The organism is Streptomyces sp. NBC_01465 (assembly GCF_036227325.1).
Classification (GTDB): domain Bacteria; phylum Actinomycetota; class Actinomycetes; order Streptomycetales; family Streptomycetaceae; genus Streptomyces.
The window spans coordinates 6845997-6868197 of sequence record NZ_CP109467.1 but is presented as its reverse complement, the minus strand read 5'-3'; the positions used below and the strand labels follow the sequence as shown (position 1 = coordinate 6868197).

General features: G+C 69.3%; 21 protein-coding genes. 8 read left to right on the top strand and 13 right to left on the bottom strand.

Annotated features, from left to right (window positions below):
* Window positions 1-45 precede the first annotated feature (45 nt).
* A complete protein-coding gene (locus OG707_RS32240) occupies window positions 46-609 on the top strand; it encodes a GNAT family N-acetyltransferase (RefSeq protein WP_329124609.1) in 564 nt (187 codons plus the stop codon).
* Window positions 610-995: 386 nt separating this feature from the next.
* Here OG707_RS32240 and OG707_RS32235 read toward each other — a convergent pair whose 3' ends face one another.
* On the bottom strand, window positions 996-1172 hold the full coding sequence (locus OG707_RS32235; RefSeq protein WP_329124607.1) for a hypothetical protein: 177 nt from the start codon (window positions 1170-1172) through the stop codon (window positions 996-998).
* 184 nt (window positions 1173-1356) lie between these two features.
* On the opposite strand from OG707_RS32235, the gene OG707_RS32230 reads away from it, so the two are divergent.
* Window positions 1357-2445 (top strand): RNA ligase, encoded by a 1089-nt coding sequence (locus OG707_RS32230; RefSeq protein ID WP_329124606.1) that lies wholly within the window; start codon window positions 1357-1359, stop codon window positions 2443-2445.
* Window positions 2445-3350, top strand: a complete 906-nt coding sequence (locus OG707_RS32225) for a phosphatase domain-containing protein (RefSeq protein WP_329124604.1) — start codon at window positions 2445-2447, stop codon at window positions 3348-3350. The genes OG707_RS32230 and OG707_RS32225 overlap by 1 nt, the downstream gene beginning before the upstream one ends.
* Here OG707_RS32225 and OG707_RS32220 read toward each other — a convergent pair.
* Window positions 3326-4153 carry a methyltransferase domain-containing protein gene (locus OG707_RS32220; RefSeq protein WP_329124602.1) on the bottom strand — a complete coding sequence of 276 codons (828 nt, stop codon included), beginning with the start codon at window positions 4151-4153 and terminating at the stop codon, window positions 3326-3328. The genes OG707_RS32225 and OG707_RS32220 overlap by 25 nt on opposite strands.
* Before the next feature lie 83 nt (window positions 4154-4236).
* Entirely contained in the window at window positions 4237-6375 is a 2139-nt protein-coding gene (locus OG707_RS32215) for an MMPL family transporter (RefSeq protein ID WP_329124600.1), read from the bottom strand.
* Window positions 6376-6614: 239 nt separating this feature from the next.
* On the opposite strand from OG707_RS32215, the gene OG707_RS32210 reads away from it, so the two are divergent.
* Window positions 6615-7187 carry a dihydrofolate reductase family protein gene (locus OG707_RS32210; protein ID WP_329124598.1) on the top strand — a complete coding sequence of 191 codons (573 nt, stop codon included), beginning with the start codon at window positions 6615-6617 and terminating at the stop codon, window positions 7185-7187.
* Window positions 7188-7520: 333 nt separating this feature from the next.
* Here the strand turns inward: OG707_RS32210 and OG707_RS32205 are convergent, their stop codons facing one another.
* On the bottom strand, window positions 7521-8708 hold the full coding sequence (locus tag OG707_RS32205) for an amidohydrolase family protein (protein ID WP_329124596.1): 1188 nt from the start codon (window positions 8706-8708) through the stop codon (window positions 7521-7523).
* A gap of 244 nt (window positions 8709-8952) precedes the next feature.
* The gene (locus OG707_RS32200; RefSeq protein WP_329124594.1) at window positions 8953-11025 is read right to left on the bottom strand and encodes a pectinesterase family protein; all 2073 of its coding nucleotides are present in this window, start codon (window positions 11023-11025) and stop codon (window positions 8953-8955) included.
* Window positions 11026-11477: 452 nt separating this feature from the next.
* On the opposite strand from OG707_RS32200, the gene OG707_RS32195 reads away from it, so the two are divergent.
* Window positions 11478-12386 (top strand): serine protein kinase RIO, encoded by a 909-nt coding sequence (locus OG707_RS32195; protein WP_329124592.1) that lies wholly within the window; start codon window positions 11478-11480, stop codon window positions 12384-12386.
* A gap of 13 nt (window positions 12387-12399) precedes the next feature.
* On the opposite strand, the gene OG707_RS32190 is transcribed toward OG707_RS32195, so the two are convergent.
* Window positions 12400-13563, bottom strand: a complete 1164-nt coding sequence (locus OG707_RS32190) for a serine hydrolase domain-containing protein (protein WP_329124589.1) — start codon at window positions 13561-13563, stop codon at window positions 12400-12402.
* Window positions 13564-13715: 152 nt separating this feature from the next.
* Here OG707_RS32190 and OG707_RS32185 point away from each other — a divergent pair, with 152 nt between their 5' ends.
* Entirely contained in the window at window positions 13716-14399 is a 684-nt protein-coding gene (locus OG707_RS32185) for a class I SAM-dependent methyltransferase (protein ID WP_329124587.1), read from the top strand.
* Here OG707_RS32185 and OG707_RS32180 read toward each other — a convergent pair.
* On the bottom strand, window positions 14360-14932 hold the full coding sequence (locus tag OG707_RS32180) for a TetR/AcrR family transcriptional regulator (protein ID WP_329124585.1): 573 nt from the start codon (window positions 14930-14932) through the stop codon (window positions 14360-14362). The two genes, OG707_RS32185 and OG707_RS32180, sit on opposite strands and share 40 nt — an antisense overlap.
* 92 nt (window positions 14933-15024) lie before the next feature.
* On the opposite strand from OG707_RS32180, the gene OG707_RS32175 reads away from it, so the two are divergent.
* Window positions 15025-15705: an SDR family oxidoreductase gene (locus OG707_RS32175; RefSeq protein WP_329124583.1), complete on the top strand. Its 681-nt coding sequence runs from the start codon at window positions 15025-15027 to the stop codon at window positions 15703-15705.
* 33 nt (window positions 15706-15738) lie between these two features.
* Entirely contained in the window at window positions 15739-16485 is a 747-nt protein-coding gene (locus OG707_RS32170; protein WP_329124581.1) for a phosphotransferase, read from the top strand.
* A gap of 2 nt (window positions 16486-16487) precedes the next feature.
* Here the strand turns inward: OG707_RS32170 and OG707_RS32165 are convergent, their stop codons facing one another.
* From OG707_RS32165 to OG707_RS32140, 6 genes are all read right to left on the bottom strand, one after another.
* Window positions 16488-16865: a signal peptidase I gene (locus tag OG707_RS32165; protein ID WP_329124579.1), complete on the bottom strand. Its 378-nt coding sequence runs from the start codon at window positions 16863-16865 to the stop codon at window positions 16488-16490.
* Between the two features lie 30 nt (window positions 16866-16895).
* On the bottom strand, window positions 16896-17198 hold the full coding sequence (locus OG707_RS32160) for a DUF6086 family protein (RefSeq protein ID WP_329124577.1): 303 nt from the start codon (window positions 17196-17198) through the stop codon (window positions 16896-16898).
* A gap of 34 nt (window positions 17199-17232) precedes the next feature.
* A complete protein-coding gene (locus tag OG707_RS32155) occupies window positions 17233-18870 on the bottom strand; it encodes a hypothetical protein (protein WP_329124575.1) in 1638 nt (545 codons plus the stop codon).
* A gap of 44 nt (window positions 18871-18914) precedes the next feature.
* A complete protein-coding gene (locus tag OG707_RS32150; RefSeq protein WP_329124573.1) occupies window positions 18915-19865 on the bottom strand; it encodes a carbohydrate ABC transporter permease in 951 nt (316 codons plus the stop codon).
* On the bottom strand, window positions 19862-20914 hold the full coding sequence (locus tag OG707_RS32145) for an ABC transporter permease (protein WP_443071506.1): 1053 nt from the start codon (window positions 20912-20914) through the stop codon (window positions 19862-19864). Before OG707_RS32145 ends, OG707_RS32150 begins: the two co-directional genes overlap by 4 nt.
* Before the next feature lie 84 nt (window positions 20915-20998).
* Window positions 20999-22138, bottom strand: a complete 1140-nt coding sequence (locus tag OG707_RS32140; RefSeq protein WP_329124570.1) for an ROK family transcriptional regulator — start codon at window positions 22136-22138, stop codon at window positions 20999-21001.
* Window positions 22139-22201 lie beyond the last annotated feature (63 nt).

The window sequence follows — 22201 nt, the reverse complement described above, 5'->3', positions numbered from 1 at the left end:
TTATTCGGTGTCCTGCCCGCGTGATGACCACACAAGATGGTGCGCATGACGCTGACCACCCCCACACTGCACACCGCCCGCCTACGACTGCGCCCCTTCACCGACACGGACGCGGCCCCTCTCTTCGCCCTGCACAGCAACTCCTACGTGATGCGCTACTGGGACTCCCCGCCCTGGACGGAACGGGCCCGCGCCGAACGCTTCATCACGATGTGCCGCAAGATGGAGGCCGAAGGCACCGGGGCGCGAGTGGCCATCGACCGCGCTTCGGACGGAGCCTTCGTCGGCTGGTGCGGCCTGACCGGATGGAACCCGGACTACCGCAGCGCGTCACTGGGCTACGTCCTCGATGAATCAATGTGGGGCCACGGCTACGCGACGGAGACCGCACACGCCGTGCTGCGATGGGCGTTCGACGCACTGGACCTGAACCGGGTCCAGGCCGAGACCGATACGCGCAACGTGGCATCCGCCCGGGTCCTGGAGAAGGTGGGATTCCTGCGCGAAGGGACGCTGCGGGAAGACTGCGTGGTAAACGGCGACGTATCCGACTCGTGGGTGTTCGGCCTGCTCAGGCGAGAGTGGCGGCCCGGCAAAGAGCGGCGCTAATCCGCCCCCGGAGCGGTCGGTCCCGGCGGAACCAGGCCAAGCATCCCGAGGAAGTACGCGCACGCCACGCCCTCGGACGAAAACCTCTGCAGCTCCCGGCGCACGCCCCGCTCAAAGAAGAAGACCATCCACACACGACCCTGCCGACGGATACAGCAGGTGCTGTCCCCGGGAGGATCCATGATCCGGTAGTCGGCCGGATCCATCCCGGCCCGCGCCACAACCCCGCGTAACTCCGTTACATCCATGGGGGCACCATCCCCATGGAACTCTGCACATGCAAGAGACCGCTCATCTACGCGACCACCTGTGACGAGAGTCGGGCGCCAGCCGCCGCGCACCCACGTGACGATGAACCAGCACTGCGGCGAAGTCCTCGTACGCGCTCACGTCCTCGGCGACCGATCCCGCGCCCGCTCCATCCGGAACCCCAGAAGCTGGAAGAGCACGGAGAAGACCGATGCCCCGAACGCCCCTGCCCAGAATCGGACGTCGCCGTAGCGCGCCGCCATGAAGGCGCAGGCGACGAAGGCCCCGCCGGACAACCACACGAGCCCCCTCACCAGAACCTGCGCACCCCTGCCCGACCGTCTCTCGCCCGTACCCACGAAGCGCCCCCCTCGCTGCGGGCCCCAGCAGCCCGCGCCCGATGATGCCGCGCCTCCCCGCCCACCGAAACCCTGATGCGCCCCGCACCTCCCGGCTGCGAAGATCGGACCAGTCCCCTTCCGGCCATCAGGAGTTTCCGTGTACCCCCACCTCAGCGACCTCGTCGACCTCGATCTGCTGGCGCAGTCGATCAGCGCCGGCTACGTCCGCGAGCAGGTGCACCCCTCGCTGCCTCTGCGCATCCTGAATTACACGGAAAAAGCCCAGTTCGAGCGGGTGTGGGACGACGCAACCCTCCGGTGCCGCGGCCTGATCGTCGACCCCGACGGCAAGGTCCTCGCCCGCCCGTACGCCAAGTTCTTCAACTACTCCGAGCACCCCGAGGGCTCCTTCGCCCTCGACTCCCCGGTGGTCGTCACCGACAAGCTCGACGGCAGCCTCGGCATCCTCTACCCGACGGCGGACGGTCACGCGGTCGCGACCCGTGGCTCCTTCGCCTCCGACCAGGCGCTCCACGCGACCGAGGTGTGGCTCGAGCGGTACGCGCCGGACGTCAAGCCCGCGCCCGGTGTCACGTACCTCTTCGAGATCATCTACCCGGCCAACCGGATCGTCTGCGACTACGGCGACCTGGACGACCTCGTGCTGCTCGGCGGCGTCGAGACCGCGACCGGCGCACCCGTCCCCGCCGACTCGCTGCCCTGGACCGGACCGCGCGTGACGACCTTCGACTACGCGACCCTGCGCGACGCGCTCGCCGCCGAGCCGCGCGGTGGCGCGGAGGGCTTCGTCCTCCGCTTCCCCGGGCCCGACCACGACCAGACGATGATCAAGATCAAGCAGGACGATTACGTCGCCCTGCACCGCATCGTCACCGGCCTCAACGCCCGGATCGTCTGGGAGCGGCTCGGTGCGGGTGACGAGGTGGGCGCGATCTGCGAGGACCTCCCCGACGAGTTCCACGACTGGGTACGGGGCGTGGCGGACGACCTGACCGCCCGCCGCGACGAGATCCTGGCCGAGGCCGGCGCCGAGCACCGGCGTATTCTCGGCGAGCTCCCCGACGGGTGGGGCCGCAAGGAGTACGCCGCGGTCGCGGGCCGGTCCCCGTACCGCGGCTGGCTGTTCCTGCTCCTGGACGGCCGCGACCCGTCGGCCCGGATCTGGCACACCCTGCGCCCTTCCGGCGACCACCGCCCCGTCAACACCACCGAGGACACGGCCTGATGACCACCCTGCACTTCACCCGCGGCCTGCCCGCCAGCGGCAAGACGACCTGGGCGAAAGCCTGGACCGCCGAGGACCGGGCGGGCCGTGCGCGGGTCAACCGCGACGACCTGCGCGCGATGCTCGACTCCGGCGAGCATGTGAAGGGTGTGACGGAGCAGCGCGTCATGGCCGTACGGGACGCGACGATCCTGCGTCTCCTCGGCAAGGGCTACGACGTCGTGTGCGACGACACCAACCTGCCGCAGCGCGTCGCCCGTGATCTGGCGAAGCTGGCGGCGAAGGCGGGTGCGGCGCTGGAGGTGCACGACTTCACGGACGTACCGCTGGAGGTGTGCATCGAGCGGGACGCGGCGAGGGACCGTACGGTCGGCGAGGAGACGATCCGCGCGCTGCACCTGCGGTTCCTGGCGGGGCACAGCCTGCCGCTGCCGCTCCCCGACGAGGCCCAAGTGGCTTCGCCCGTACGGAAGTACGAGGCGAAGCCCGGCACCCCCAAGGCGATCCTCGTCGACATCGACGGCACCACCGCGCTGATCACGAACCGCAGTCCCTTCGACTCGACGCGGGTGCACCAGGACCTGCCGAACCGCCCGGTGATCGAGGTGGTGCGGGCGATGCAGGCGGCGGGCCACCGTGTCGTGTTCCTGTCCGGCCGGACGGACGACTCCCGTGCTGCGACGGAGAGTTGGCTGGCGAAGCACGTGGGTGTGGCGTACGACGCGCTCTACATGCGTGCCTCTGCCGACTCCCGGAAGGACTCGATCGTCAAGATCGAGCTCTTCGACGCGCATGTGCGCGAGGAGTACGACGTGACGTGCGTCCTCGACGACCGGAACCAGGTGGTCGAGGCGTGGCGCGCGATCGGCCTGACGGTGCTTCAGGTCGCGGAGGGCGACTTCTGACCGACCGCGCCGAACATCGTCACGGACATGTGCAGCGCACCGCGCGCGGCGGCCTCGGTGAGGTCGTCGTAGAGCCGGTCGCGCTGCACTTCCGTGATCAGCTGCCGGCGCACCGCCGACTCGCCGAGCATCCGGACCAGCGGCCAGGCAACGGAGTTGTGGTCCTGCAGCAGCGCCTGCGAGCCGCGCGCGCCGACGGCAAGACCGGCCGCCGAGAGCTGCCCGACGAGCTTGCGCCCTGCGTACGGATTCGCTGCCGCTGCCAGCGCCCCCGAGGTGAGCGCCGCTACGGTGTCGGGGTCGCCGGGGTGCAGGACGGTGGTGGCCCAGTCGGAGTCGAGCAGGACGGCCCGTCCGCGGGGCTTCAGTACGCGGGCGATCTCGCCCACGGCCCGCTCGGGGTCGGCCAGATGCTGGAGGACCCGCTCGCACCACACGATGTCGACGGAGGCGTCGGGCAGGGGAAGTGCGAGGGCGTCCCCCTCCACGAACCGGCCCGTGCTGCCCGCCTCGGCGGCGCGCTGCTCGGCGAGGGCGCGCAGTCCGGGGTTCAGTTCGACGCCGAGCGCGCTGCCGTCCGCGGTGACGGCGTCGGCGAGCGCCTGTACGACCGTCCCCGTACCCGATCCGATGTCGACCGCGACCTCGCCCGGCCGCGCGGCCACCGCCTCGTAGGCCCAGTCGCGCAGTCGCCGTACGCCGTCGGCGGCGTCCTGCGCGTCGAGGGCGGCGACCAGCCGGTCGACGTTGGCGGAGGGGGCGTTGGGCGCGTGGAATTCCGATGTGGGCCGTGGGGTGCTCATGCCGTGATCCTCGCACCGGACGGCAAGGGGGCCGGGTACGCGACGCGCACCCGGCCCCCTTTCACCCGTAACTCCCGTACTGGTCAGACCAGTTCGTGGGCCTCTTCACGACCCGCGGTGGACGGCTTGACCTCGGTCCTGTCGCCGTGGCCCGGCCACCAGGCCGCGCGGCCGAACAGTGCGGTCAGGCTCGGCGTGAAGAACATCGCCATGACGAACGCGGCGACGACGATCCCGAAGGAGACGGCGAAGCCCATCTCGCTGAGGAGCGAGTTGCCCGCGAGCATCATCGTGGCGAAGGTCGCGGCCAGGATGAACCCGGCCGCGGCGACGGTCGGACCCGCGTGCCGCAGTGCCTCGCCCGCCGCGTCGCGCGGCGAGCGGCCCTCGCGGGCCTCCTCGCGCAGTCGGGCGATCATCAGGATGTTGTAGTCGGTCCCGATGGCGACGACGAAGAGGTACATGATCACCGGGAGCATGAACATCAGCCCGGAGTGCCCCTGGCCCTTCTGGAAGATCAGCACCGTGGCACCGAGGGTGGCGCCGAAGCCGAGGCCGACCGAGGCCATCAGGTACCAGGGGGCGACCACGCTGCGGAGCAGCAGCCCCAGGATCACCATGATGAGCACCGCGGCGACCGGGAAGACCGTCTTGTAGTCGTGCTGGACGGCGGAGTTGATGTCCTTGTAGATCGCGGAGGTGCCGCCGACGACGGCCTTGGTGCCGGACGGCGTGTTCGCGTGCGCGGTGTCGCGCACCTTGCCGACCGCGGTGATCGCCTCGTCCTTGGCGGCGTCGTACTTGAGGGTGACGGCGATGTTGGCCGTCTCGCCGTCCTTGCTGAACGTGGAGAGCTTGGAGTCGGCGACGCCGTCGACGTCCCCCAGCTTGGCCACGAGCGCGGGCAGCGCGGCCTTGTCGAGGGGCTTGCCTTCGGTGCTGGTGACGTAGACCTGGGTGGGGTCGGCGGCACCGGCCGAGTACGCGTTCTGCATCTGGCTCTGGACGACCATCGATTCCTTGGTCTTGGGCATGGAGCCCGAGGCGAGGTCGAAGGTGGCCTTGAAACTGACCGCGCCCGCGGCCAGCGCGACCATCAGCAGCCCGGATACGACGGCGACCATCGCGGGACGCCTGCGTACGACACCGCCGAGCGCGGCGAAGCGGGCGTTGTCCGGCTCCTTCTTCCACGACTTCGACGGCCAGAAGACCTTCGGGCCGATGAGGGAGACCACGGCCGGGATCAGTGTGAGGCCGGCGAGCAGCGTGGCGGCGACCGCGATGGCGAGCGCGGGGCCCATCTGCTTCAGGAAGCCGAGGGAGGAGAGGGTGAGGGCGAGGAACGCGATGATCACGGCGCCGGCGGCCGAGGCGATGGCCTCGCCGACCCGGGCGACGGCGTTGATCATCGCCTCCTTGGGCTCGTCACCGGCGCGCAGCCGTTCGCGGTAGCGGAAGATGAGGAAGAGGAAGTAGTCCGTACCGACACCGAACAGCACCACGATCAGCATCGCCGAGATCGAGCTGTTGGCCTCGAGTCCGAAGAGCTTGGTGGCGTACGCGATCAGTCCGTTGGCGATGGCGGAGACGAGACCGATCAGCACGAGGGGCAGTACGGCCAGGATCGGCGCCCGGAAGATGATCAGCAGCGTGACCAGGATGATGACGAACGTGCCGATCCCGACAAGGGCGTTGCCGCGCGCGGACGCGTCCTGCTGGTCGAGGGCCATGGCGGCGGAACCGCCGAGTTTCACGTCCAGTTTGGTGCCGGAGGCGAGCTTCTTGGCGCCTTCGCGCAACTCCTTCGCGGCGTCGGCCTGCTTGGGCTGGCCGGCGTTCTTGCTGTCCATCTGGACGAGCGCCAGGTCGTACTTGCCGTCCTTCGACGGGGTTCCGGGGATGACCTTCTGCACCTGGTCGATGCCCTTGGCGCCCAGCGCGCCGGTGATGCGCTGAACGTCCTTCACGTCCGCGGGAGTCAGCTTCTGGCCGTCGGAGCGGCTGTAGAGCACGAGGGCGGAGGGGGTGAAGGCGCTGGGAAATGCTTTCGCCTGGAGGTCCGCGGCCTGGATGGACTCGTAGCTGCTCGGAAGGAAGCTGCTTTCGTCACTGTTGGACGGCAGGCTCGGTGCCGTGGCGACAATCGCAATGGCAGCTATGACCCACGCCACGATCGTCCAGACCGGATGGCGGACGACTGTGCGTCCTATGCGGTGAAACATGCGGTGTTGCCTTTCGTGTCACAACGGCCGGCGACGGCTGACCGTTCACCCTAACTGGGTGCGGTCATGACAGATGGAGGCGGGCTGGCCTCCCGCTCGAGGCCGAAGTGAGCAGGAAAAGCGGGCGAGTTGATTCCGCTTCTTTGGGGCCGATGAGTTTCTCCGCACTTGCCAGTCAGAGATCATGGTTGACGCAAGATGGCAGCCGACCCGCCACCACACAAACCAAGGAACCTCACATGCGCACTCTCATCAGCACCGCTTTCGTCTCCCTCGACGGCGTGGTCGAAGCCCCGGGCGGCGAGCCCGGCTACCGGAACTCCGGATGGACCTTCAAGGACATCGAGTTCCTCCCCGAGGCATTCGAAATCAAGGGCCGGGAGCAGAAGGAATCGGCGGCGATGCTGCTGGGCCGGGTCAGCTACGAGGCGTTCAGCCCGGTGTGGCCGGGCATGGAGGACTTCGCGGATTACAAGGTGATGCCGAAGTACGTCGTCTCCACGACGCTCACGGACGACGACCTGGTGTCGAACTGGGGCGAGACCACGATCCTGCGCACGCTGGACGACGTAGCGGCGCTGAAGGAGACGGAAGGCGGCCCGATCATCGTCCACGGCAGCGCGGCCCTGAACCAGAGCCTCTCGGACGCGGGCCTGATCGACCGCTACCACCTGCTGGTCTTCCCGCTGCTGCTGGGCGCGGGCAAGCGACTGTTCAGCGCGACGGACAAGGACACGCAGAAGCTGAAGCTGGTCGAGCACGAGGCGTACGCGAACGGCCTGCAGAAGAACGTCTTCGACGTGGTCCGCTGAGCAGACACCGGCTGATCGGGCATCCGGCTCGACGACTCGCGGAAGCCGGATGCGCCTAGGGGGTGTCCGGCGGATCAGGTCGCTCTTGCTGGGCGTTGAAGCTTTCACTGCGGGTGAGCGGTGGTCTGGTGCACTGCGCTTCGCCCCGTCTCGGCTCTTTGATTCATCCTTCGGATGCCGAGCGCAGCTGCAAGGCGGAGGAGGGCGACAACGCGAATGGGGCCTCCCCTGCTCGAGCGAAGCCGAGAGCTTGGGGAAGTTGGCAACTGACGACAACGCCGCAGATGTGCGTGCCAGACCGGCGCGACCGCGGCATCATCCGCCGGACACCCCCTAGGGCGCGGGCTGGACCAACTCCCCTGCCAGCACAGTGGTGTTGAGACTCCACAGTGCGCCGATGTCGAGGAGCGGGTCCCCGTCCACGACGATCAGGTCGGCGTCGTAGCCCAGCCTGACCTGCCCCTTGGACTCGCTCAGCCCGCAGGCCGCCGCGGCGACCGACGTCGCGGTCGCCAGCGCGTCGGCCTCCGGCATCCCGCCGTACACCAGCTCCGCGATCGCGGCGGGCAGGATGCCGTGCGGTTTGCCGGGGTTGATGCCTCCGTCCGTACCGGAGGCGATGGCCACTCCCTCCCGGTACGCACCGACCACGAGCTCCCGCCGCGCCTCCTCACCCAGTCCCGCCTTGAGGAAGCGCTCCAGCAGTTGCGGCGGCGGTACGACGCCCGGGGCCTTGCCCAGCGTCGGGCAGACCACGATGCCCCTCGACGCCAGTGCGGGGAGGGCATCTTCGGGCACGTGCACGCTGTCCTCCGTGAGGAAGGTGCAGTGCTCGATCCCGTCGGCGCCGGCCGCGATCGCGTCGCGGATCGCCACCAGCGCATGCGCGTGCACCGTGACGGGCAGCCCGAACTCGTGCGCCTCCGCGACCACCACCGCGAGCTCTGCGGCGGTGAACTGGGCCTGGTCCACGGCGGATCCGGGGGTTGTCATGCCGCCGCTCGCCATGACCTTCACCAGGTCCACGCCGTGCTCGGCCCGCTCCCGTACCGCCGCCCGCAGCCCGTCGGCGCCGGACGCCTCGCCGCCCATGTACCAGCAGTGACCACCGCGGCTCGTGACAGGCGGGCCGGACGCCACGACCGTCGGCAGTCCGGCGGTGGGACGGGCGCGCCGGTCGACGACGGCCCACGCCTTGTCGCCGAGGTCGCGCACGGTGGTGACGCCGGTCGAGAGGTGGATGCGCAGGGACCGTTCGATCGTGCGGGCCATGTCGTCGGGGGCCGCCTCCGCCAGCCGCTCGAGTGCACCCGGTCCCGAGTCGCCGACGAGGTGGACGTGGGCGTCGATGAGGCCGGGCAGCAGTGTGCCGCGGGGGCGGTCGACGAGCTCGCAGTCGGAGGGGATGTCACAGCCGGGCGACTCGACGCCCACGATCCGGCCGCCGTCCACGAAGACGACCCCCGCCCCCCGTGCAAGATCACGCCCGTCGAAGATCCGCGCAACGCGCACAGCCAACATGGTGATCCCCTCACTGCCCGGCGACGCCATCGACACCACGCTGCCACGCCGGATACACGATCGACAGGTTGTGGGCGGACAACGACCTCACCGGCCGGGGCGGCGGCCCCGGCGCCGGCCACACGCCCCTGGCGTACACGACCTTCTTCGAGAGTGAGCCGCCCACGGCGCGCATCATCTACCGCGCACCCGACGGGCACGTCCACGAGCTGTCCTACAACCTCGCCCCCCCGACCGCCCCCCGTCAGCCCGCTGTCGGAGTCCAGTCGCCCAACCAGGCCGCAGTCGTCTGGGCCGCGGCCTGGGCGTCCGTCAGCTGGGGGCGGTCCGTGCTCGCCGTGCCCGCGCCGGCGCCGGTGTTCTGGTACTCGGCGAATCGGTCGTCCTTCCAGGAGAAGCCGCCCATGTCCGACCACGGGGTGGACTTGATCGCTGCGCTCAGGGTGCTGTTACGGACCGTGGTCTGCGGGTCCACCGTCGTGTCCCCGCTCGGGTGCCAGTTACGGCCGAGGTGGAAGGAGGCCGCTGACACGTCGCCGTTGATCGCGGACCTGTTGATGAGGATGCCCTTGCGGTTGGCGGGCGTGCTCGGTGCGGTGACGTAACCGGCCGAGGTGCCGTTCCAGCGCTTCTTGAGGGTGATGACGGACTTGTCGACCACGGCGGTCGCCCGGCCGAAGATGAAGTCGACGTTGCCCGTGATGTAGGAGTTGGCGATGTAGACGCGGCCCTGCGTGGCCGCGGACGCCGTTTCCAGCTCCAGGGTGTCCTGGTCGCCGTTGACTATGACCCCGTCGAGGACGATCTTGTCGGCGGACGTCAGCAGCGCCACCGCCTGGTTGGAGATGTCCTGGTGCGCGGCCTCGTCGAAGTCGTTGGTGACGGTCAGGTTGCGGAGCTGGGAGTCGTCGGATGCGACGGACAGGGTGGCACTGCCCGGAGTTCCGTACGTACCCGAACCGTCCGGCTTCGTCGTCCCCGCTGCGTTGTTGTAGACGATCACCGTGTCCTTGCGGCTGGCGCCCGAGCCCTGGATGGTGACGTGCGGCTTGGCGGCGGGCACCTTGACGATCTCGCGGTACGTGCCCGGCTTCACGGAGATGACGACCCGGGAGGCGTTGTTCGCAGGGACCGCGTCGACGGCCGCCTGCACGGTCTTGTACTGGCCCGAGCCGTCCTGCGCGACGGTCAGGGTGGTCGCCGCCGCTGCGGTCGCCGCCGCCGTCGTACCGATCGAACTCCGCGGTCCCGCACCGGACTTGACGAGCGCCGGCACATCAGCCGCCCTGTCGAGCGTGTAGCTGTAGTACGTCTTCGGATCCCAGGCCGCGCCCGTACCCCCGCTCTCGTTCTTGCCGCTCGTCCCGGAGAAGACGCTGCCGCGCTGGACCAGGGTGGCGGTCGCGTCGCGGACGACGGGGTTGTTCATGCCCTGGAAGTAGCTGTTCTCCAGGACCATGTTGGTGTTGCCGCGCGCGTAGTTGCCGTACGAGGACGTGATCGTGGTGCCCGGGTCGTCCTGCAGGTAGTTGTTGTACAGGTGCGCGTGCGCGACGTTGTCCGTGGACGGGTTGCGCTGCTCGGTTTCGTGGATCCAGTTGTGGTGGATCGTGATGTCGGCGGTGGTGTTGTCGGTCCAGCCGATCCCGAAGGCCTTGTTGTCGTTGCTCAGCCTGTTGTACGACACCGTCAGATAGGTGGTGTCCTTGCGGCTGTCGATCAGACCGTCGGCCATGTGCCGGATGTCGTTGTGGTCGATCCAGACGTGGTGCGCGCCGTCCATCTGGATGCCGTCGTAGTCGTGCTCCTTGTCGTTCCAGACGCCCTGGTAGGCGTCCCGGATCGTCAGGTTGCGGAAGATCACGTTGTGCACGCCCGCACCGAGGAAGAAGCCGCCGCCGACGATGTGGCCGGAGGTGCCGGAGCCCACGATCGTCTTGTCGGAGGCGACCTTGATCTCCTTGCCCACCGGGTCCATGGTGATCGCCGCGGCGACGACGATGACATAGGGGTCGGAGGCGGTCGCGTACTTCTCCAGGTCGGCCAGGGTCTTCACGGTGACGATCTGGCCGCCACGGCCGCCGTACGTCCCGTTCTGGCCAAGGGCGTTGACGGATGCGAAGCCGTCGGCCGCGTCGGTCGCCCAGGCCGGGGCCGTGGCTTCGGCCGCCGAGGCCTTGGGCTGCGCGTCGTCGCCGAACGCCCCGAAAGCCGTGCCGTAGGCCAGTGCTCCCGCGGCCGCCACCGCGAGCGGCACACCGGCCAGCAGAGCTGTGCGACGTCTGCGGTGCCGTGCCTTGTTCCGGTTGTCACTCATGCGTGCCATCCATCTCATACGGGGGTGGGGGCACCCGCGCCCGGAGGAGGGGCGGGCTGCAGAGCAGTCGCCGCCGTGGCGCGGAAGGTTGCCACCCCCGGGGCCCGGGAAGGCCCGCCCTCGACGCGACGATCCACCATTCGACCCGGCTGGCCGTCACCGCGTACCTCTCGACCTGCGACGAGGCCGAGTTCGGCGCCGTACGCGACGGGTGCGACATCTCCGGCTCGGTCCTGAGCAAGACCGCCTCCGCGAGGGAACCTACGGCCCCGCTGGGGCCGCTCGGCGCGGGCCGGATTTATTCGGTTGCCGCTCCCCGTGTCCGCCCCTCACCATGGGCGGGACATCGGGAGACGCCCGGTGCTCCACGAGAGGAGGCACGACCGTGACTACGACTGTCCTCGGCCTGCCCGCAGACCAGCTTTCTCTCACCTCATGGAGCACCTCCAGCGATGTCTCACGACAATCTCTCGCAGTACCCGGTAATTCCTGACCGCCACGTCCCGCCGTCGGACAACCTGGGCGACGTCGACGACCGCTTCGTCTTCGACTTCCATTCCTACGACGACCTCGAGGACGGCCAGCGCTGGTCGACCTGGCTCAGCGTCGAACCCCTCAGCCGAGGCCCCGAGCCGCTCCCGGACTGGGTGGTGACCTCGCAGGGCGCGATCGACACCGAACTCGGCGTCCTCAAGACAGGCAAAGAGGCCGACGTCCATCTCGTCGAGCGCGCCGACCCGCTGGACCTCACAGCCGGCGTGGTCATGGCGGCCAAGCGGTACCGCTCTTCCGAGCACCGGTCCTTCCACCGCGCCGCGTCCTACACCGAGGGCCGCTCGATGAAGCGCTCACGTGACGAGCGGGCCGTCAAGCGCAAGAGCACCTTCGGCCGACAGGTCGCGGCCGGCGAGTGGGCGGTGTCCGAGTGGGCTGCGCTGGTGCGGTTCTGGAACCTCGGGCTGCCGGTTCCCTACCCGGTCCAGATCGACGGCACCGAGATCCTGATGGAGTGGATCACCGTCGTCGGCGAGGACGGAACCGTCCAGACCGCACCCCGCCTCGCCCAGACCCGCCCCTCGCCCGAGTTGCTGGCGTCGTACTTCGAGCAGCTCACCGATGCGCTCGCGACGATGGTGCAGAACGGTGTCGTGCACGGCGACCTCTCGGCGTACAACATCCTGGCGGCGGGCGAGCGGCTGGTCATCATCGACCTGCCCCAGATCGTCGACCTGGTCGGCAATCTCAACGGGATGACCTTCCTCCAGCGCGACTGCGCCAACATCTGCGGCTGGTTCCGCTCGCGGGGCCTCGACGTCGACGAGCACGCGCTGTTCGGGGAGCTGATGGCACACGCCTTCTGAAGCGTCGCTGCAGTCAGCGGCACAGGGCCGTGTCCACGACCTTCCCGACATGCTTCATGGCATCCGGGTCGGTCGGCTGCATGGTCACCGCGACGTTGACCGCGCGGCCGTCCGCCGTGACCCCGCCGCGGGTCTCGTATCCCGGGAAGCTGCCGCCGTGGCCCCAGTAGACGCCGCCGCACGACAGCGGGATGCTCACGAGCCCCAGTCCGTAGCGGGCTCCCGCGCCGAAGTAGTCGGCGGGAACCGTGGTGCGCATCTGGGCCAGTTGGGCTTTCGGGAGGAGGCGGCCCGACAGGAGCGCGGTGAAGAACCGGTTGAGGTCGGAGTCGGTGGTGATCAGCTGGCCCGCTGCCCAGGCCCAGGACGGGTCCATTTCCGTGACATCGCTCAGGGGCGCGTCCGCCGACTCCCTGTCGTAGCCGTGGGGATGGGGTCCCCGGACGGTCGCGTCCCCCGGGGCGGGGAAGTAGGTGTCGTGCAGGCCTACGGGTTCGATGATGCGCCGGTCCAGTTCCTCGGCCAGGGAACGCCCTGTGACCTTCTGGATGATCAGGCCGGCCAGCACGTAATTCGTGTTGCTGTACTCCCACTTCTTCCCCGGCTCGAAGCGGGCCTGGTGCGCCAGGGCGATGTCGACGAGCTCGCGGGGCTCGTAATGCCGGAGCTGCAGGCCGTACTCCGTGTAGTTGGGGAGTCCGCTGGTGTGCTGGAGGAGTTGGCGGACGGTGATGCGGCGGCCGTCGTTCCCCTTCCCGCGGACCAGGCCCGGGAGGTACCTGTCGACCGGGGCATCGAGGCGGATCCTGCCCTCTCCCACCAGTTGCAGCATCACCACCGCGGTGAACGACTTCGTGTTGCTGCCTGCCCGCACCCGGCCGTCCGCGGGCACCTTCGCGCCGGTGGCCAGATCGCCCACCCCTGCGGTGTAGGTGCGGGTGCGGCCGTCACGGTCCTCGACGCTCGCCAGCGCGGCGGGAAATCCGTCTGTGCGCACCAGCGCGTCCAGGCCCTGCTGGACGGTGTCCGGGCGAGGGCGCGCCGAGGCCGCGGAGGGCGCCACGGCGGTTGCCGTCATGACGCCGACGGCCAGCACGGCCGCGGCCGTCACGGCTCCGCGGCGCCCGCTCCGCTGCTGCCGGGATGAACGCAGCGTCTGCCTTGCTTGCTCGTGCACGAGTCAACTCCTGTGGAATCGCTGGAAGATCGGCGGTTGGCGCAGGAACCAGCATTTCCGTATACGACTGCCGGGGACGATCCAGCTACCCGCCCAGCTCCCAGGGGGTTAGCCCCCGGAACGGCCTCTCGATTGCCTCTACCCTTGGCGCCATGACCACGACAGGCAGACCACCGTCGCCGGAGCCCGGCAGCGTGCCTGACGTCGTCCGCAGCTGGGACGCCCGCGCCGATCGCTACCTGGAACTCTTCCGGCACGAGTGGGACACCAAGCCGTTCGACCAGGCGGTCCTGGCCGAGTTCGCCAGGAGGGTCGGTGAGGGCGGCAGGGTCTGTGACGCCGGGTGCGGGCCCTGTGGGCATGTGACGGCGATGCTCGGTGAGCGCGGGCTCGATGTGCTCGGCATTGATCTCTCGCCTCGCTGCGTCGAGTTGGCGCGGCGCGAGAAGCCCGGGTGTCGGTTCGAGGTGGGGGATCAGCGGGCGATCGAAGCCGCGGAGGGTCTGCTCGACGGGCTCGTTTCGTACTACTCGCTCCACGACCAGCCCAAGCGTCAGCTGCCCGGCACGCTCACCTCGTGGGCCGCCGCGATCCGGCCCGGTGGGCAGCTTCTGGTCGTCACCAAAGAAGGTGCGAGTGACGGCGTCGTCGGCGATCCGATGGGCGGGGAACTTCGGGTCTACTGGGCCGAGTTCATGGCCAAGGAGCTGCGAATCGCCGTCGAGGCGGCCTCGTTCCGCGTCGACGACCTCACCGTCCGCGAGGCCTACGCCGACGAGATCCGTACCCGGCGGATCTACCTCTCCGCGACACGTCGCTCCGTCAGCGCCGCGTGAGCCGTGGCCAGGATCTCCTCCGAGAGCGGTGAGCCCTCGGTCGCCCGGGCCAGGACGAGTGCGCCGAGCATGGTGCACAGCCGGGTGATGCCGTCCTCGTCCTCGGTCGCGAGCCAGCCGGCGAAGTCGCGCACGCCCTCGGTGTAGACCCGGCGCGCCTCGCGGTCGCCCGGCTCGCGCGCCATGTCGACCGCGAGTCCGGCGGCCGGGCATCCGTCGGCCGCGCTGTCGCGGTGCTGAACGGACAGGTAGGTGTCGATCAGGTCCCGCTGGGCGGCTTCGTGCTGCTCCGCGTCGCGCTCGATCCCGAACTCGTGGCGTCGGGCGAGCTCGCCGAAGGCGTGGGCCGTGGCTTCGCCCACGAGCGCCTCCTTCGAGGCGAACTGCTTGTAGAAGCCGCCGTGCGTCAGGCTCGACGCCTTCATGAGGTCGGCGACGCTCACGTGCGTGCCCTGTTCCCTGAACAGCCGGGAGGCGGTCTCCACGACCCGTCGGCGGTTCTCCTCCGCCTGTGCCTGCGATACGCGGCCCATGAGCCACCTCCCATTGGATGTCGATCGGAATCTATTCTAGGGTAGAGTTTAGATTACGGTCGACATCTAACAAGAGAAGCCCTGGAGCAGACATGGAACTGAAGAACTCCGTCGCAGTCGTCACCGGCGCCAACCGCGGCCTCGGCCGGCACCTGGCCGCCCAGCTCGTCGAGCGCGGCGCCAAGGTCTACGCGGCGGCCCGCCGCCCCGAGACCATCGATCTGCCGGGCGTCGTCCCGCTGCAGCTGGACGTGACGGACGAGGAGTCGATCCGCGCCGCGGCCCGCACCGCCTCCGACGCGACGCTGCTGGTCAACAACGCGGGCATCTCCACCGGCACGCAGTTGATCACCGGCGACCTCGACGCCGTCCGCCAGGAGATGGAGACGAACTACTTCGGCCCGCTCGCCGCCACTCGCGCCTTCGCCCCCGTCATCGAGAGCAACGGCGGCGGCACCGTGCTCAACGTCCTGTCCGTCCTGTCCTGGCTGCACCCCGCCGGCCTCGGTTCGTACGCCGCCACCAAGGCCGCCGCCTGGGCGCAGACCAATGCCGTACGGGAGGAACTGGCACCCCGCGGCATCACCGTCTCCGCGCTGCACGTCGCGTACATGGACACCGACATGGCCGCGACCGTACCCGCCGACCAGAAGACCGACCCCGCCGCGGTCGCCGCGCAGGCCCTCGACGGCATCGAGACGGGCCTGCCCGAGATCCTCGCCGACGAGACGACCCGCTACGTGAAGCAGAGCCTGGCCGCCCCGGCCCGGTGACGCCGGCGGTCGCCCCCGGGATACTGGTCGCCCATGGATGAAGTCGAGGTCGTCGTCGCCCATTCCGAGCGCGCGACGTTACGCGTCGGCGACGTGTTCCTGAAGGTGGACGCCGATCAGTCGCACATCGACGTCGAGGTCGAGGCGATGGCCCTGGCGCCGGTCCCGACCCCGGAAGTCCTGTGGCGCAAACCGCCCGTGCTCGCGCTCGCCGCGCTCCCGGGGACGACGCTCGGGCGCCTCGGCGGGCCGTCGACCGGGTCGCCGGCGGCGTGGGCCGCGGCGGGCGCCGCCATCCGGAAGCTGCACGACGCGCCCGTGCCGCCCCTGCTGGGCCGGGCCGGCCGGAGTATCGCCGCGCTGACGGCGGAACTCGACACCGAGTGCGAGCTGCTCGTCACGAACGGCCTCCTGCCCGCCGACCTGGTCGCCCGCAACCGCCGGGTCGCCGAGGCCGCACTCCGGCCGTGGACTCCGGCGTTCACACACGGCGACCTGCAGATCGCGCACGTCTTCGTCGACGGCGACGAGGTCACCGGCATCATCGACTGGTCGGAGGCGGGCCAGGGCGACGCCCTGTACGACCTCGCCACCTTCACGCTCGGGCACGAGGAGCACCTCGACGACGTCATCGCCGGCTACGGCACCGACGTCGACCTCGACGTGATCCGCGCGTTGTGGTCGCTGCGAAGCCTGCAGGCGGTTCGCTGGCTGGCCGAGAACGGCTTCGACCCGTTCGCGCCGGGCTGCGAGGTCGACGTGCTGAGGTCCCGGATGTGACGTCAGGAGTCGTGAGCCACCGGCACCGCGTATCCGGGTACGGAAGGCCACCGCACGGTCAGCACCACCGACTCCACCTCCGCGAACCAGGAGTGGTCGACCCCGTGCCCCCACACGACGTAGTCGCCCTGCTCCGCCAACAGCACGCTGCGACCCGGGAGTTCGACCCGGAAGCGTCCGCTGATGAGCACGAGCAGAGCCGTCCGCTCCTCACCCCGCACCCACTCCGCGCGCTCGTCACCGGGCGGGTGGACGCCCCACTTGATCTCCACGTCCTCGCTGTGCCGGGGATCGTCGGCATCCTTGAAGTGCCCGAGGATCCACCCCCGGTCGAGTGCCGCGTCCTTGCCCGCATTGCCCACATACACACTGTCGTTCACGCCTGCGGACGCTAGCAGTCAGCGGTTCACTCAGCGGACCATCCGAAGGTCCAGCTCCCTCGACCGCTCCAGCAGGTCGGCCGGGACCGCGGGCACCTCGATGCCCGCGCGCCCCGCGAGGGCCACCGTCGTGGCGACGAAGCCCTCCGAAAGGGCGCGCAGGACGGCGTGCGACGGGTTGCCGAGTCTGTCCACCAGGACGTTGACGAAGACCCCGAAGACGGCGGGGTCGATCTGACACTCGTCGTTCTCCATGGGAGCGATGCCGGACGGCAGGTCCAACTCGTCCTCGAACAGCCGCACTTGGCGCGGGAGTCCCGCAGCTCCCCTCATGCTACGAGAGGGGAGCTGCGGGACGCGCCCCAGGTCAGGCGCCCGCCGTCGCGATCGCCTTCTCGTACTCGTGGCGCATCTGGTCCAGGCCCTTCGGCTTCCAGTCCGACCAGAACGACTTCCACTCGCTGATGTTCTTGCGGCCCGCCACGATGTCGTTCACCAGGTCGTTCGCGTCCGTCGACATCTTCGGGTAGTGCTCCGTGTACGCGTCCGAGTAGTGCCCGACCGTCGGGTTCAGCGCGATCATCGGGACGAGCTTCTGCTCCACCGCGTAGATGTCCCGGACGTCCTGGGCCTGCGCGGTGCCCGGGAAGTCGGAGGCGATGAGGGCCGCCGGGGCGACCGTGGCCGTCGCGAGGCCGCTGTAGAGGCCCTCGACCTCGGACTTGCCCGTCTTGGTGTAGGCGGGGTAGCCGTTCGCGTCGTACGTGAAGTCCTCGCCCTGGACGCCGAACTGGAGGAACTCGCGCTCCTTCGTTCCGTACGGCGCCGCAAGGTAGTTGAGGACCTCCAGGAGCATCTTGACGCGCTCCGGGCTGCCCTTCTTGATCGCCGTGTAGCCGATCGTGCCCAGGTGGCGGGCGTGCTTGGGGGCCTTGCCGCCCGCGCTGAACGGGATCAGGACCTCGCCCGCCATGTCCGGGTCATTGGTGCGGGTGTCCTTGCGGACCGCCTTGGGGTTCGGGTAGACGCACGCGCCGATCGTGCCCTGCGCCAGCTTGATGTACGCGTCCGCCATCTCCGGGTCGCCCGGGTAGAAGACGCCCGCCTTCTTCAGCTTGATGGCGAAGCTCAGCGCCTCCGCGTACTCGTCCGTCTCCATCCAGAAGGTCAGCGAACCGTCCTTGTTCTGCAGCCACCTGTTCGGCGCCCCGTAACACTGGCTCAGCACGCTCACCGCGTTGACGTAGATCGGCTCCAGCGCCCACGTCTTGCCGCCCGTGACCTCCTTGCACTTGGAGAGGAACTCCTCCGGGCTCGTCGCCGACAGGCCGCCCGCCTTCTCCCAGACCTTCGGGTTGCCGCCGTAGACCTGGCCGAAGGCCGGGTACGGGCTCGGGGCGCCCCAGATCTTGCCGTTCACCACCGCCGTCTTCCAGTGCGCCGGCTGCATGTTGGCGAGGTTCGGGTACGCCTTCACCGCGTCGCCCGACACCAGCTCCGTGATGTCCGCGCACTTGGCCTCCAGGAGCTGGGCCACGTGCTGGATGCCCTGGTTCGGCGGGATCCACATCAGGTCCGGGAGGTCGTTCGCGGCGATCGTCGCCGAGAACTTGTCCGGGTAGCCGGGGTCCGAGCCCAGGATCGCGTTGAGGTCGATGCCCAGTTCCTTGCTGACGTTGTCCCAGTACGCGTTGGAGCCCTTCGGCTTCGGCGGTGCCGTCCACATCTCCGTCAGGACCGTGACCTTCGAGCCGTCGCCCGGCTTCTTCGCCACGCTCTGGACCAGGGTCTTGGGGTACGTGAGGAAGCCCGCCGAGAGGCCCTGCGCGTTCGGCGCCAGGTCCGGCTTGACCTTGTCGAACGGGACGTACGTCGGCAGCTTGACCTTCGACGAGGCGGCCTCGGTCTTGTGGTCCGCCTTGCTGCCGCACGCGGTCAGCAGCGGGGTCGCGACCGCGCCGGCGGCCACCGCCGTCGACAGGTTCAGGAAGGAGCGTCGGGACATTCCAGGCATCGGAGAACTCCAGGGGGAAAGGAGAGGAGAAGGGGTCAGCCCTTGATGGCGCCGGTGAGCACGCCCTTGGTGAAGTACTTCTGGAGGAACGGGTACAGCGCCAGGATCGGGAGCAGCGCGAGCATGACGACGGCCATGGAGATCGACTGCTGGGGCGGCATGTGCGTGATGCCCAGCTGGTCGGCGTTGAGCTGCTTGCTCTGGACGACGTACGTACGGAGCACCAGCTGGATGGGCCACTTGCCGGTGTCGTTGAGGTAGAGCATCGCGTTGAAGAAGGCGTTCCAGTACGTGACCGCGTAGAAGAGGCCGACGACCGCGATGACACCCTTCGAGAGCGGCAGCACGATGCGCGTGAGGATGCGCCAGTCGCCCGCGCCGTCGATGCGCGCGGCCTGGTAGAGCTCCTCGGGGATGTTCATGAAGAACGCCCGCATGACGACCAGGTTGAAGGCGTTCACCAGGCCGGGGAGGATCAACGCCCAGTAGGAGTCCAGGAGTCCGAGCTCCTTGACCAGGACGTACATCGGGATCATGCCGGGTGCGAAGAGCAGGGTGAAGAGGACCAGGAGGAGTACCGGTTTGGCGCCGGGGACTCCGCGCTTGCTCAGTGCGTACGCGAGCGTGATCGTCGTCAGCAGCGAGAGCAGCGTGCCGGTGATCGTGATCGCCAGGCTGACCAGGACGGCGCGGGTGACGATGCCGCCGGAGAGGATCGTCGTGTACGCCTGGAAGGTGGGCTCCGTCGGGAAGAGGACGAAGCCGCCGGCCGCGGTGATCTCCTTCTGGGAGGCCAGCGAGGTGGAGATGACGGTGACGAAGGGGAGCAGCATCACGACGACGAGGACCGTGATGACGACCGCCTTGGCCGTCGAGCCGAGCCGGCTGGGCGGTTCTTCCCAGGCGGGGCGCTGGTCCTTGGCGGTGGCGCGGCGGCCCCGGTTGACCGCGAGGCTCGCGGTGCGGGGGCGGGTGATGAGGCTCATTTCGAGTAGACCCCCTGCTCTCCGAAGGCGTGGGCGAGGCGGTTGGCGCCCCAGATCATCAGGGCGCCGATGACGCCCTTGATCAGGCCGGCTGCGGCGCCGATGCTCCAGTCGCCGTAGACGACTCCGTGGTAGTAGACGTAGGTGTCGAGGACTTCCGCGGCCCGCGGGCCGACCGCGTCGCGCTGGAGCAGGAACTGCTCGAAGCCGACGGAGAGTACGTCGCCGAGGCGCAGCACCAGGAGCATGATCGTGACGCTGCGGACGGCGGGCAGCGTCACGTGCCACATGCGGCGCCAGCGGTTGGCCCCGTCGACGGCCGCGGCCTCGTAGAGGGACTGGTCGACGTTGGCGAGCGCCGCCAGGTAAATGATCATTCCCCAGCCGATGTCCTTCCAGATCACCTGGGCGGTGATCAGGAGGGGGAAGGCGTGCGGATTGGTCATGATGTCGAGCGGGTCCATGCCGTGGTCGCGCAGGAAGTTGTTCAGCAGGCCTGCCCCGCCCAGGACTTGCTGGAAGAGGGCGACGACCAGCACCCAGGAGATGAAGTGGGGGAGGTAGACGACGCTCTGCACGAAGCGCCGGACCTTGCTGCCGACCAGGCTGTTGACCAGCAGGGCGAGGGCGAGCGGGGCGGGGAAGTAGAGAATCAGCTGGAGGGCCGCGAAGAGCAGGGTGTTGCGGACCGCCTCCCAGAACGCCGGGTCGGCGAAGAGCTCCTGGAAGTTGGCGAGGCCGACGAGGGCGCTGTCCTTGAAGCCGATGAACGGCTGGTAGTCCTCGAACGCGACGATGTTGCCGAGCATCGGTACGTAGAAGAAGACCAGGAAGAACAGCACGCCCGGGGTCATCAGGGCGAGCATCACCCAGTTGTTGCGCAGTCTGCGGCCCAGGGGGACGCGGGCGGTGGGCACCCGGTCCCGCTTGTCCTGCTTGCGAGCCTTGGGAATTCGGGTCTTGCTCTCGCTCGCGGCGGGCGTGGTTCCCGGGCGCCGCTCGGTTTTGAGGGATATCAAGCGCTGCTCCTGGACCGTGGCACGGGAGATTAGAAAAGCAACTTCCCTAATTGGGTGGCCACATCATGGGCGCAGCGACAGAACCCGTCAACCCCCGTCTCGAATCAGCCAAGTTCAGGCGTGTGCGGTCTGTTCCAAGAACTCCAGTGCCATCCGAACCGCCCCGGTTACGGTCGATTCCTCACCGAGCGTGGAGGTACGTACCTCGGGCGGACGGCGGCAGTTGGCGTCCAGATGCGCGGAGAGCGGCTCGCGCAGCACCCCGCCCGCGCGCGACACACCGCCGCCGAGCACGACCAACTCGGGGTCCAGCGCCGCGACATGGGTGAGCAGGCAGCCGGCGAGGCCCTCGGCGAAGGCCCGCAGCGCGTAGCGCGCGCCGCCGTCGCCCGCGTCCGCGGCCGCGACCACCGCGCGCACCGCGCTGTCGCGGGTCGGCGCCTCAGCCCCCTGGTGGCCCGCCGACCAGTCGAGGAGGCGCTGGTAGGCGTCGGCCCACGGCTGGAAGGGCAGCAGTTCGCCCGCCGCCGCGTGGTGGCCGCGGTGCAGCTGGCCGCGGAGCCAGAGGCCGATTCCGGGGCGGTTGCCCACATAGAGGTAGATGCCGTCGCGCACGCCGGTCGCCGCTCCCCCGGTGAACTCGGCGAGCGTCGCCAACTGGATGTCGTTGCCCACGAGTACGGGTCCGGGCACACATCCGTCCAGCTCACGGGTGAGGTCGAGCCCGCTCCAGCCGGGCAGCGCGGTGGAGACGGTGACGCGCCCGGACGGGTCCACGATGCCCGTGGTCCCGATGCCCAGGGCGAGGGGCCGCGCGTCCGTGGCCTGCTTCACGCAGGCGGCCACCGCGTCCCGTACGACGCGCAGTCTGCGGGCGGCCGTGAGGCCTGGCGTGACCGCGACCCGGTGTGCGGCAACGGTGCGTCCGCGCAGGTCGGCGACGTGCACGAGCACCTTGTGCGCACCGATGTCGACGCCGACGACATGGCCGGCCTCGGCGTGGAAGCGGAAGCGCCGGGCGGGCCTTCCGGCGCCGATCCGGGGGCCCTCGCTGCCGGATGCGAGCTCCACCACCCGCCCCTGTCCGAGGAGTTGGAGCAGGACGTCGTGGGCGGTGGGTCTGGAGACCCCGATGAGGGTGGCGAGTTCGGGCGCGGTGAGTTCTTCGTGCTGGCGCAGCACGCCCAGCGCGGCAGCGGTGTTGAGCCTGCGCAGCAGCGACGGGTCGCCGCTCAGCGTCCGCTTCTGATCCATGTCCACCCCTTGACACTCGTCCGGGCCCACCGGAAGGTGGGCCGAGCGATTGCGAAACTTACC